The organism is Veillonella sp. CHU732 (assembly GCF_003992085.1).
Taxonomy (GTDB): domain Bacteria; phylum Bacillota; class Negativicutes; order Veillonellales; family Veillonellaceae; genus F0422.
The window spans coordinates 51,656-64,103 of the sequence record NZ_RQVC01000009.1; the positions used below are offsets into that span (position 1 = coordinate 51,656).

Annotated in this window: 10 protein-coding genes; all 10 read left to right on the top strand. The window is 40.3% G+C overall.

Going from position 1 to position 12,448, the window contains the following annotated elements:
* The first annotated feature begins 48 nt into the window (after positions 1-48).
* On the top strand, positions 49-1,050 hold the full coding sequence (locus EO121_RS05310) for an AraC family transcriptional regulator (protein WP_164725874.1): 1,002 nt from the start codon (positions 49-51) through the stop codon (positions 1,048-1,050).
* A 90-nt stretch (positions 1,051-1,140) separates the two neighbouring features.
* Positions 1,141-1,776: a MotA/TolQ/ExbB proton channel family protein gene (locus EO121_RS05315; RefSeq protein ID WP_127166581.1), complete on the top strand. Its 636-nt coding sequence runs from the start codon at positions 1,141-1,143 to the stop codon at positions 1,774-1,776.
* Positions 1,763-2,158 (top strand): biopolymer transporter ExbD, encoded by a 396-nt coding sequence (locus tag EO121_RS05320; protein ID WP_127068636.1) that lies wholly within the window; start codon positions 1,763-1,765, stop codon positions 2,156-2,158. The genes EO121_RS05315 and EO121_RS05320 overlap by 14 nt, the downstream gene beginning before the upstream one ends.
* Positions 2,159-2,170: 12 nt before the next feature.
* A complete protein-coding gene (locus EO121_RS05325) occupies positions 2,171-2,944 on the top strand; it encodes an energy transducer TonB (protein ID WP_127166583.1) in 774 nt (257 codons plus the stop codon).
* A gap of 33 nt (positions 2,945-2,977) precedes the next feature.
* Complete coding sequence (gene hutW / locus EO121_RS05330) at positions 2,978-4,744, top strand: heme anaerobic degradation radical SAM methyltransferase ChuW/HutW (protein ID WP_127166585.1); 1,767 nt, start codon at positions 2,978-2,980, stop codon at positions 4,742-4,744.
* Between the two features lie 322 nt (positions 4,745-5,066).
* Positions 5,067-5,579 carry a flavodoxin family protein gene (locus tag EO121_RS05335; RefSeq protein WP_009353675.1) on the top strand — a complete coding sequence of 171 codons (513 nt, stop codon included), beginning with the start codon at positions 5,067-5,069 and terminating at the stop codon, positions 5,577-5,579.
* Positions 5,580-5,954: 375 nt separating this feature from the next.
* A complete protein-coding gene (locus tag EO121_RS05340; protein ID WP_127166587.1) occupies positions 5,955-6,905 on the top strand; it encodes an aspartate carbamoyltransferase catalytic subunit in 951 nt (316 codons plus the stop codon).
* The gene (locus EO121_RS05345; protein WP_127166588.1) at positions 6,889-8,178 is read left to right on the top strand and encodes a dihydroorotase; all 1,290 of its coding nucleotides are present in this window, start codon (positions 6,889-6,891) and stop codon (positions 8,176-8,178) included. The genes EO121_RS05340 and EO121_RS05345 overlap by 17 nt, the downstream gene beginning before the upstream one ends.
* A complete protein-coding gene (carA, locus tag EO121_RS05350) occupies positions 8,175-9,242 on the top strand; it encodes a glutamine-hydrolyzing carbamoyl-phosphate synthase small subunit (protein ID WP_127166589.1) in 1,068 nt (355 codons plus the stop codon). Before EO121_RS05345 ends, carA begins: the two co-directional genes overlap by 4 nt.
* Positions 9,243-9,244: 2 nt before the next feature.
* Entirely contained in the window at positions 9,245-12,442 is a 3,198-nt protein-coding gene (gene carB / locus EO121_RS05355) for a carbamoyl-phosphate synthase large subunit (protein WP_370447213.1), read from the top strand.
* The last annotated feature ends 6 nt before the right edge of the window (positions 12,443-12,448 follow it).

Below are 12,448 nucleotides of genomic sequence, written 5' to 3' on the forward strand. Positions count from 1 at the left end.
TTTGTTAGTTTTGTGAAACGGCAAATGGGCTTTTTTGAAAGGAGGAACATGAGCCAGAATAGTATGAATACTTTTGAAACGTTTAAAACGAAAGTGATGGACGTGGATTTATTATCTAGTACAAAGGTGGAGTACGGAACTATGTATGAGATGAATACTTCACAAGGTAATGCAAAGATGCATAGTTATCCCGTGTTCGGTGGCGTAGAATTAACGTTCCAAGAGGTAACTATGAAAGAAATCCGTCATCGTGCAAAACCCTTAGAGGGTATGTTTGAAATCCATTATTGTAAAGAAGGGCGTATTGAGTGTGCCTTTGATAATGGAAAAGTGTTGTATATGGATGAAAATGATATTTCGGTAGGGTGGAAAGAATCTCCTACTTATGTGCACTCAACAAAATTTCCTACTTCTTATTACAAAGGTATCAATTTATCTATTTATATCCCTAAGGCCCAAGAGATGGTGAATAAGTTCGTAGGTCATGATCGCATCGATCTGAGGGACGTGTGCAACCGGTTTTGTCAGGAATTCGAATTTGGTTTTGTTTGTCGTAGGGAATCTCGATTAAGTGAAATTTTTAAAAGTTTATATGATGTGCCAGAAGAAGTAATGCCTAACTTATTTCAACTGAAATGTATGGAAATCATATTGTTATTAAGCACTATTACATCGAATCATAATTGCTGCATGCCATACTTTGAACGAAAACATGTAGAAAGTGTGAAACGTATGCATGAATTTTTGATGAAGAATTTACACCAAAAACCGACCATTGATGAATTGTCAAAAACATATGGATTAGCACCGACAGCATTAAAAAAATGTTTCAAAGGAATTTATGGTACTAGCATCCATCAGTATTTTAAATATATGCGAATCAAGGAAGCCTCAAAAGATTTAAGAAATACAGATGATAGTATTCTCAGTATAGCTAATCGATATGGATATGAGAATGCTAGTAAATTTGCGGAAGCATTTCGGATTATTACAGGATATAAGCCTAGTGAATATAGAAAGAAAAATAAAATGTCGGAATGGATTGAATAGGAGCTTTTTAGAGTAGATTTAAAAGTATTTAATCTGTTATGATGGCTACAAGCTGATAAATATTATCATATTTTTAATGGAGGTAAAAACATGGACAGCCTTAAATACATTGTACAATTATTTAACAGCGGTGGATTAGTAATGTATCCACTGGTAATTTTATCGATTATCGTCATTGCTATTGCTATTGAACGGTATACATATTTCAAAGCGAATACAGCATTGCTAAAAGAATTTAGCCATGATGTATATTTTGCAGTAAAAGACAATGACTGGGTGAAAGCGAAAGAATTGTGCGCGGCAAATCAAACGGCAACTGGTCGTATTTTGAATGCAGGTTTGACATACTCTAACACAGAAACAAGCATGAAAAATGCGTTCTCTGAACAAATGATGATCGAAGCGTCGCACTTAAAAATTCACTTGGACTACTTAAGCGCTATCGTAACCATTTCTCCGTTATTAGGTTTATTGGGTACAGTATCCGGTATGATCGGTACTTTCAGTGTCTTGGACAGTGGTTCCGGTGCATCTGCCATCTCTGGTGGTGTGGGTGAAGCCTTGATTGCCACAGCAACGGGTTTATTGGTAGCGATTTTATCTTTCTGTGTCTACACATATTTCAGTCATCGAATGGATGCCATCATCAATGATACAGAGACATTATCTGTAGTGTTATTAAATGGTATGAAAGAACAATGGAGTGATTCTCATGTTTCAAAATAGTCGATTAAAAATGAAGCCTGAGTTTATGATTGTGCCAATGATCGATATCATTTTCTTCTTGCTCGTTTTCTTTATGATGAACAGCATTGAAACAGTGGCACAAAAGTCCTTGGGTGTACAATTACCGCAAGCACAATCAGCAACACAAGTCAAACAAAGTCCTGTGATCTTGACATTAGATAAAGAAGGTCATATTTTGATTGACTCTAAACCATATAGTATCGATGAGGCTCGTAATTACATTACTAGCAAAGTAGGAGAAAATCCAAATACAGCGGTATTATTACAAGCAGACAAAAATACGCAACATGGATTCGTGGTTGCCATTATGGATATGCTAAAAACGATTGGGGTTAAGAAGTTCTCAATTGCTGCTAGCTAGAAAGGATGACACATGGAACAATATATTTCCTGGAAAAAATCCTACATAATCTCTGTTGTAATCCACATTGTCCTAGCTGTTGTGTTAGGTATTGCTTTAGTATCCGTAGTAGAGCATAAACAAACCGAAAATGCTTTTGAAATTGACATGTCTATTTCCGACGATTTAAAAGCATCCGCAGGTGGTGGTGGCGGTGGTGGCGGGGTATCCTTCCCTCAACCACTTTCACAAGAAGTTGTACAAGCTAAAGTACAAGCAGCGCAACAAAGTTTATCATCTCCGGTACCAGTGGATGATGCTGTGAATGTGCCAACATCTACCAACGCAGCTACAGGTGCAAGTGATGGAACATCTACAAACCAAGGTGCTGGTGGTGGATCTGGTGGCGGTAACGGAACAGGAAACGGTACTGGCGATGGTAGCGGTAACGGCTCTGGTAGCGGTGGTGGATCTGGCTCTGGCAGTGGCGGAGGTAATGGAGATGGTGTAGGTACTACATCTGGTAATGCACCGTTTGACTGGGCAGGATTTGTGGCTACTGTACAAGCCCAAGCACAAGGTACGTACCCTCCAATGGCAGTAAAACGTAACTTACAAGGTAGTGTTACAGTTAGCGTAACCATTGATGCGAGCGGTAATATAGCCTCTGTTTCGGCAGGTGGTGGACCTGGTATTTTAAACAGTCATACCCAAGATGTTGTCTATAACATAGGTAATTATCCAAATGGTAGTGGCTCATCAGTATCAAATACATTCACAGTGTACTACACTTTGAATGGTGACTAGTGCAAAGGCACAAGAAATAATTCAGGAGGAATTATGGATTTAAAAAGTTTATTTGACTCCATGTCGGAGGAACAACGTAATATTCAACTTGGTTTCGACACAGCGACACCATTAACACACGCTTTCACAAGCAAGCGTGCGGTACATGCTGGTCTAAGTGGTCGTCCTTTGGAAAAGGATGAGGCACAACGTGTATGGAATGAATTAATGCAACAACCGCCTGTTCCAGGGCAAATGCAAACGGCATATATTCATATCCCATTCTGTCAAACTAAATGTACCTATTGTGGATTCTATCAACATGCTACGAATCAAGATGCAGAAGATAAATATGTAGATATGTTATTGAAAGAAATGCAAATGGCAGCAGATCAGCCACGGTTCCGCGATGGATTGATTCACACTATCTTTATCGGTGGTGGTACGCCGACATCGTTATCAGCTAATAATGCAAAACGCATGTTATCTGCTATTCAAGAATATTTTCCGTTGGCCAATGACTATGAGTTGACATTAGAAGGTCGTATTCACGACTTGGTGCCTGAAAAAATGGATGTATGGATGAGCCATGGTGTAAACCGTATGTCCTTAGGGGTACAGTCTTTCCATACTCACGTACGTCGTCAATTAGGTCGTTTAGATGATCAGGATACAGTATTGTCTCGATTAGAGCAATTAAAGGCATATCAACAATGTTCTGTGATTGTAGATTTAATCTACGGTTTGCCAGATCAAACGATGGATGTGTGGATGGAAGATTTAAAACTTCTTGAACAATCTGCAGCAGATGGTATGGACTTGTATCAATTAAATGTTTTTGAAAATAGTGATTTACAAAGCTTGATTGAGCGCGGTAAAGTAAGCCCAGCAGCTACTACTAAAGAGCAAGCTTTGATGTATGAAGCGGCTGTCAAATATTTGATGAAACGTGATTTCACACGTCTAAGCGCAGCTCATTGGAGTCGTGCACCACGTGAACGCTCTATGTACAACACTATGGCGAAAGCTGGATATCCAATGTATCCATTTGGCTGTGGTGCCGGTGGTAATTTAGGTGGATATATGACAATGTTACATCGCGTATTACCTCCATATGAAACCCTTGTAGAAGAAGGTAAAAAGCCATTTATGGTTCTTATGAAACAATCTGAACTACAAGAGTTCTCTAACTATGTAATCAGTTCCTTGGAGCGAGGTGTTTTAAACCTAGACGCTTTAATTGATATGGATGCAAAATTAGAAGATTTACGTTGGTTACTTGATACTTGGGTAACTCGTGGTTTGATGGAATATAATGGCGTATTATATCGCTTAACAACGGCTGGTGGATTCTGGCATGTCAATATTACACAAACCGTTATTGAATGTGTTCAGTACATCTTAACGGGTGAAAGCACATTGCTACATGAAAATATCGCAGCTCAAAACCACGGTGGAAAACCCAAAGATCATCCACATGTAGGTGGTCATCCTGAAGGTGTTCCGAAACATCCACATGGTGCGGGCGGACATCCGGCGGGTATTCCAAAAGGACATCCAGAAGAAGTACCAATGGGAGGACACCCAGCAGGTGTACCTAAACATCCACATGGAGCAGGTGGACATCCAGCAGGCATTCCCAAAGGGCATCCAGAAGGAGTACCAATGGAAGGACACCCAGCAGGCATTCCAAAAGGTCATCCAGAAGGAGTACCAATGGGAGGACACCCAGCGGGCATTCCAAAGGGACATCCTGGAGATGTTGAAACTACACGTGATCATGGCACAGTAGGACATAGTCCATTTAAGAAAAATATTTAGGTAGTATCTATTACAGGTGAACTCCTACACACCTTACCAAACCAAACCAAACAATATAGTTTCCTGTAATAGTTCTATAGCCACTCATAGAGTGGAATCAGGTATACCAGGTCAAAGTTGGTAGGCTGCATCATACTATAGTACGTTTAAAATCACTTCTGTAATGAGAGTGCAGTATCCGCAGGCAATGCCTGCGGATGTATATCTGATATATGAACATTGTGCCTTAGGCTACAATGTTAGATACAAAATAATGATATATTATTTATAGTTTTTTTATGTTATGTAAAAGGAGCGCACTTCCTAGAAGTGTGGAAGATGAATGAAAGCAATCGTAGTTTACTCAAGCCGTACAGGCAATACAAAATTAGTAGCAGAAGCTATGGCAAGTGCTTTGCCTGCTGGTACACCATGTGTATCTGTGAAAGAAGTTCCAGCTGATTTAGCATCTTATGATGTAGTATTTATGGGTTTCTGGGCAGACCAAGGTAACGCTGATAAAGCGGCACAAGCAGTGCTTAAAGAAATCACAAATGAAAAAGTAGCTTTATTCTGTACTTTAGGGGTTCCTCCAGTATCTCCTCATGCACAAGAAACTGTAGAAGCAGCTGCGAAATTGTTACCAAATGGTCAAACACCAGTAGGTTACTTTAAATGCCAAGGTAAAGTAGATCCAAAAGTAATCGAAATGATGTACAAAATGTTCCCAGAAGGTCATAACCATGGTAAAAGCCCTGAACGTGATGCACGTCATGCACAAGCAGCATCTCATCCAGATGAAAACGACTTAGCTAATGCAAAAGCATTTGTTGAAGAAGTTATTGCTAAACTATAAGTTTTCTACCTATGTAATAGGTTGCAATATAATAACACTCCGAAAAAGACTGCCAGAAATGGCGGTCTTTTTCAGTTAATGAATGCTTGATCGTGTTCCTATAGATAGTATAAACTATACAGAAATATCTTGACGTTTAAGCACTCTTGCTTTATAATATCTAATAAGCTTAATGAATCGGTACGAGAGACCGAAGAGCGCACATTTGAACCTTTTAAATTAGTCCTGTGAGGCTAGTAAGGGAACGTAGTAGGAGAACTCTACCTATATATGTATAGGTGTATACTCTAATAGAATCACTATAACTATGCGACCTCTTGCCTTACGGCAAGAGGTCTTTTTGCGTGTAACAGAAGTACTACAAAGGAGGCTATGATGGGAGAAATCAGCTTGAAAGGTAAGCACCTATTAGGACTGCAAGGTCGGTCAAAAGAAGAAATTGAACTCATTTTACGCGTAGCGAAAAAAATGAAGAAAATTGTTTTATCAGACAATAAGAAACATCCATTATTAAAAGGTAAATCTATTATTAACCTGTTTATGGAGAATAGCACGCGCACAAGAAGTTCCTTTGAGTTAGCAGGTAAATATTTAGGAGCTGATGTCATCAACATTTCTAAAAGCGGTAGCTCTATGGCAAAGGGAGAAAGTTTCCGTGACACATTACTAACTATGTCCTATATGGGAACAGATGCCATCGTAATGCGATCTGGTGAAGAGGGCGCTCCTTTATATGCCACAAAATGCGTAGATCCAATTATTATCAATGCTGGTGATGGAGCCCATGAACATCCAACACAAGCCTTGTTAGATATGTATTCTATCTTAGAACATAAACCTACATTAGAAGGTTTAAAAGTAGTTATCATAGGCGATATTATGCATAGCCGTGTAGCGCGCTCCAATATCTACGGTTTAAAAACAATGGGTGCTGATGTACATCTAGCTGGTCCACGCACGTTAGTATATCCAGAACTAGAAAAAATGGGTGTTACAGTTCATCATGATGTACGTGAAGCTGTGAAAGATGCAGATGTAGTAAACGTATTGCGTATCCAATTAGAACGGATTCACTCCGCTTTATATCCAAGTAATCGTGAATATGCACGTATCTTTGGTATTAATAAATCTGTCTTAGAAAATGCAAAAGATGATGTATTAGTATTGCATCCAGGACCAATGAATAGAGGTCTTGAAATTGCGCCAGATGTTGCATATGGTGACGCATCAGTCATCCAAGAACAAGTACGTAATGGTGTAGCCATCCGCATGGCGATTTTATACTTAACAATTATCGGAGGTGACGGTAGTGAGCTTGCTGATTAAAAATGGTACGGTAGTTAACCCGGCAAAAGGACAACATGAAGTAGCAGATATTCTTGTAGAAAATGGTGTAATTACGGCGATTGGACAAAATTTACAAGCTGACCAAGCAGAAGTGTATGATGCAACAGGCTTAATCGTAGCACCAGGTTTGATTGACATTCACACGCATTTGCGTGAGCCAGGTCAAGAAGCAAAAGAAGACTTTCACAGTGGTACGCAAGCGGCAGCAGCAGGTGGATTTACACGTGTTGTAACGATGGCAAATACAAACCCTGTTGTGGATAATGCTCCACTAGTACGTGGATTGCGTAAACAAGCTGAATTGACAGGAGTTGTAAAAGTAGATTTTATGGGCGCTGTGTCTAAAGGCTTGCAAGGAAAAGAACTTGCAGAAATGGGTGATATGGCAGAAGCTGGTGTAGTAGGTTTCTCCGATGACGGACATTATGTAGAAAGTGCAGCTTTCATGCGTCGTGCTCTAGAATATTCATCCATGTTTGGAAAAATGGTTGTGGATCACGCCGAAGAATGTAGTTTAACTTGCGAAGGTCATATGCATGAAGGCATTGTTTCTTATGAAATGGGTGTAAAAGGTCGTCCAGCTGTAGCAGAAGATCTAGCGGTAGCTCGTGATATTATGCTAGCAGAAATGACTGGTGGACATATCCACATTGCTCACGTAAGTACAAAAAGTGCAGTAGACCAAGTACGTCGTGCAAAAGCACAAGGTGTAAAAGTAACATGTGAAGTAACAAGTCAACATTTGGCTTTTACAGACGAATATTTACGAGATTATAATGCAGATTTCAAAATGGCTCCGCCAATTCGTTCTGAAGATCATCGTCAAGCGTTGTTAGAAGCGTTGCAAGATGGCACAATTGATGCCATAATTACGGACCATGCACCACATGCGTACGAAGAAAAAGATGTGGAATTCTGTTGTGCAGCAAATGGTTTCACAGGATTGGAAACATCCTTTGCGGCAGTAGTTACACATGTATTAAAAACAGGTATCCTCACAATTGATGAAATCATCAATTTGATGAGTACTAAACCAGCTCAATTAATCGGAGTAGACGGTGGCGTACTTGAAGTAGGTAAACCTGCAGATATTTCAGTGCTTTCCTTAGACGAAACATGGACTGTAGATAGAAACAAATTCTACACTCGTGGTAAATCATGCCCATTTGATGGTATGACAGTCACTGGTAAAGCAAAATTAACAGTAGTAGATGGACAAATTGTAATGAAAGACGGGGTTGTAATCGGGTGACAGGAAAACTAGTATTAGAAAATGGAACTATCTTTGAGGGCACATTGCTGGGGGGCATGCCAATCGTTGGCGAAGTAGTGTTTAATACAGGGATGACAGGATATCAAGAGATTTTAACGGATCCGTCATATGCAGATCAAATTATTACTTTAACGTACCCATTAGTAGGCAATTATGGTGTCACACGTGAGGTAGATCAATCTTCTAAGCCCTATTGCAAAGCCATGATTGTAGGAGAATTGTGTACGTTCCCTAGTAATTGGCAAAATGAGGGGACATTTGAGGAATATATGAGAAGCCATGGAATTCCATGCTTATACAATGTGGATACACGTGCCATTACACGTGCTATCCGCAGCCATGGCGTAATGAAAGGGGTTATTTGCCCAACAGATACACCACAAGAGAAAATCGATGCTTTATTAGCGCAACCACTAGCGACAGATCACATTATGCGTGTTACCACAAAGTGGGAAGGTCGCCGTGGTCAAGATTCAGCAGAGTTTCATGTAGCTGTATACGATTTTGGTGTGAAAGAAAATATTCTTCAATCCTTGGAAAATGAAGGATGCCGATTGACAATTTTCCCAGCTCATACAAAAGCTGAAACAGTGATGGCTTGCAATCCTGATGGAATCTTCTTGTCTAATGGACCGGGAGACCCGAAAGACGTACCTGAAATTGTTGAAGAAATAAAAAAATTAGTAGGCCAAAAACCTATTTTTGGCATTTGCATGGGACATCAATTGATTGCTCGTGCATTTGGTGGTGAAACGTATAAGTTACGTTTTGGTCATCGTGGATCTAACCATCCAGTAAAAGATTTAGATACGAATCGTGTTCATATTACCTCTCAAAATCATGGGTATGCAGTTGATGAAGCAAGCCTAGAGGGTTCTGGATTGCGTGTATCCCATCGCAGTGTGAATGATGGTACTGTAGAAGGATTAGTGCATAATGAATTGCCGATTATGTCGGTACAATATCACCCAGAAGCATCTCCGGGGCCGACTGATAATGTGTATTTGTTTGAACGTTTTAAAACATTGATGAGAAGAGGTTAATGATGGAAAAGAAAAAAGTTCTTGTAATTGGTTCTGGTCCAATTATTATCGGACAGGCAGCTGAGTTTGATTATGCAGGCACACAGGCTTGTCAATCTCTTCGTGAAGAAGGTTATGAAGTTGTATTAGTGAACTCCAATCCGGCTACTATTATGACAGACCGTGATATTGCGGACCGCGTTTATATTGAGCCGATTTCTTTGGAGTTTGTTACAGAGATTATTCGTAAAGAACGCCCATATGGTGTGTTGGCTACCTTAGGTGGACAAGTTGGCCTCAATATGGCGGTAGAACTCTCAGAGGCAGGAGTCCTTAAGGAGTATAATGTAAAATTATTAGGTACTACTTTAGAGGCTATTAAACAAGCGGAAGACCGTGAATTGTTTAAAGAGGCTATGAAACGTATCAACCAACCTGTGCCAGAATCTGATATTTTCAGTGATGTGGTAGAAGCGGTAGAATTTGCTAATCGTATCGGATACCCTATCATCATCCGTCCTGCCTATACATTAGGTGGTACAGGTGGCGGTATTGCTCATAACGAAGAAGAAATGTACATGATTGCCCTTCGTGGCATCAAGCTTAGCCCGATCCATCAAATTCTTGTTGAACGATCCGTAGCTGGTTGGAAAGAAGTAGAATACGAAGTAATGCGTGACCGCGCAGATAACTGTATCATTGTATGTAATATGGAAAATATTGACCCAGTAGGGGTACATACAGGTGATTCGGTGGTAGTGGCACCATCGCAAACCTTGAACGATATACAATACCAAATGTTGCGTACTGCCTCTGTCGATATCATTCGTTATCTTGAAATTGAAGGTGGCTGTAATGTGCAATATGCCTTGGATCCATACAGCAATCAATACTATGTTATTGAAGTAAATCCACGTGTATCTCGTTCCTCGGCATTGGCTTCCAAAGCGACAGGCTACCCAATTGCTAAGGTAGCAGCGAAGGTTGCTATTGGCATGACCTTAGATGAAATTACAAATGCCGTTACAGGAGAAACTAAAGCGTGCTTTGAACCATCCTTGGACTATGTGGTAACAAAATTTCCTCGTTGGCCATTTGAAAAATTTAATTTGGCGGACCGTACGTTGGGAACGCAAATGAAAGCCACTGGCGAAGTTATGGCTATCGACAGAACCTTAGAAGGGTCTCTATTAAAAGCCATTCGCTCTCTAGAAATTGGATTAGATCATATTGAACTGAAAAAGATTGCTCATGAAATGCCTGAGCAACTCATTGAACGATTACAATTAGTGGATGATGAACGTCTCTATGTCATCGCTCAAGCTCTTCGTGTGGGCATTAGTGTAGAAAAAATTTGCTATATAACAAAAATAAACTCTTTTTTCATCAATAAAATCAAAAACATCGTGATGGTGGAGAAAGATTTGGCTACTAATGGTGTAACAGAAGCAAATTTAAAAACTGCGAAGCGTTATTCTTTCCCAGACCAAGTCATTGCTAGATATGCAAATTGTAGTGCTGAAGAAGTGTTGGCAAAACGCAATGAATGGAATATTCATCCAACCTATAAATATGTAGATACCTGTGCCGCTGAATTTGAAGCGCACACACCATACTACTACAGTGCTTATGCGAAGGAAGATGAAGTAGTACCACGTGGTGAAAATAGTGTTATCGTTCTTGGTTCTGGCCCTATTCGTATCGGACAAGGGGTAGAATTCGATTATTGCTCCGTTCATTCCTCTTGGGCATTGCGTAAAGCGGGCATGAAATCCATCATCATTAATAATAACCCAGAGACAGTAAGTACAGATTTTGATACATCTGATAGCTTGTACTTTGAACCGTTGACTGTAGATGATGTAATGGAAATTATCCGCAAGGAGAACCCAGTAGGAGTTATCGCTCAGTTCGGTGGACAAACAGCCATTAACTTAGCAGGACCGTTGGCTGCACGAGGTGTAAACATTCTAGGTACATCTGTGGATAGCATCGATATGGCAGAAGACCGTGAACGTTTCGATGAATTGTTGGCAAAACTGGAAATTCCACGTCCAGTAGGCGCTTTGGTAACTAGTGACGAAGAAGCTTTAGAAGCTGCAAAACGCTTGCAATATCCATTGATTGTCCGTCCGTCCTATGTACTAGGTGGTCGTGCTATGGAAATTGTATATAATGACCAAGAATTAGATCGTTACATGAAAGAAGCTGTAGTAGCATCGAAAGATCACCCAGTGTTAATCGACCGCTATATGGTAGGCATGGAAGTAGAAGTAGATGCTATCTCTGATGGTATCGATGTATGCATCCCTGGTATTATGGAACAAGTAGAACGTGCCGGCGTACACTCTGGTGACTCCATCGCCGTATATCCAGCACAACATTTATCTGAGGAATTGACAGAACAAATCGTAGATTACACACGTCGCATCGCTAAAGGCCTTAATGTAAAAGGTGTGCTCAACATCCAATACATCGTGGTAAATAGTGAGCTTCATGTTATCGAAGTAAACCCACGTTCTAGCCGTACAGTGCCTTTCATCAGTAAAGTAACAGGTATCAACATGGTAGAATATGCGACACGTATCGCTTTAGGAGAAACCTTGGAAAGCTTGGGATTGCCAACGGGATTAGTACCAGCTCGTTCACATGTGGCGGTGAAAGCACCAGTATTCTCCTTCTCTAAAATGGGCTTAGTAGAAATTGCCCTAGGACCAGAAATGAAATCCACTGGGGAAGTAATGGGTATTGGTCGCACCTATGCAGATGCTTTATTCAAAGCCATCCATGGTGCCAATATGCGCATTCCAGATAAAGGTAATATCTTGATGACTGTAGCAGACCGTGATAAAGAAGAAGCAGCTCGTTTAGCAAAAGGTTTCATCGATTTGGGATACCATATTATGGCTACTGGTGGTACAGGCCGTTACTTCACAGAACATGGCGTGGATTGCACTGTAGTAAATAAAATTTCTGAAGGTAATCCAAACTGCGCTGACTTCATTCGTGAAGGTAAGGTGGACTTGATGTTGAATACATTAACCTATGGTAAAAAACCAGAGCGTGAAGGATTCCAATTGCGTCGTTTGGCTGTAGAAATGGGTGTACCATGCTTGACATCCTTGGATACAGCTCGTGAAGTGTTACATGTCGTAGCGAGTCGCGCTACTGCAGGTGATGTAATTACAGTAGATGCTGTTCAAGATTATGAAATGGAGTAATCATAC

Bases quoted from the DNA above. Each gene is read 5' to 3' on its own strand.
- EO121_RS05310 (WP_164725874.1), top strand. From the start codon at position 49: ATGAGCCAGAATAGTATGAATACTTTTGAAACGTTTAAAACGAAAGTG.
- EO121_RS05325 (WP_127166583.1), top strand. From the start codon at position 2,171: ATGGAACAATATATTTCCTGGAAAAAATCCTACATAATCTCTGTTGTA.
- EO121_RS05315 (WP_127166581.1), top strand. From the start codon at position 1,141: ATGGACAGCCTTAAATACATTGTACAATTATTTAACAGCGGTGGATTA.
- EO121_RS05340 (WP_127166587.1), top strand. From the start codon at position 5,955: ATGGGAGAAATCAGCTTGAAAGGTAAGCACCTATTAGGACTGCAAGGT.
- hutW (WP_127166585.1), top strand. From the start codon at position 2,978: ATGGATTTAAAAAGTTTATTTGACTCCATGTCGGAGGAACAACGTAAT.
- EO121_RS05320 (WP_127068636.1), top strand. From the start codon at position 1,763: ATGTTTCAAAATAGTCGATTAAAAATGAAGCCTGAGTTTATGATTGTG.
- EO121_RS05335 (WP_009353675.1), top strand. From the start codon at position 5,067: ATGAAAGCAATCGTAGTTTACTCAAGCCGTACAGGCAATACAAAATTA.
- carB (WP_370447213.1), top strand. From the start codon at position 9,245: ATGGAAAAGAAAAAAGTTCTTGTAATTGGTTCTGGTCCAATTATTATC.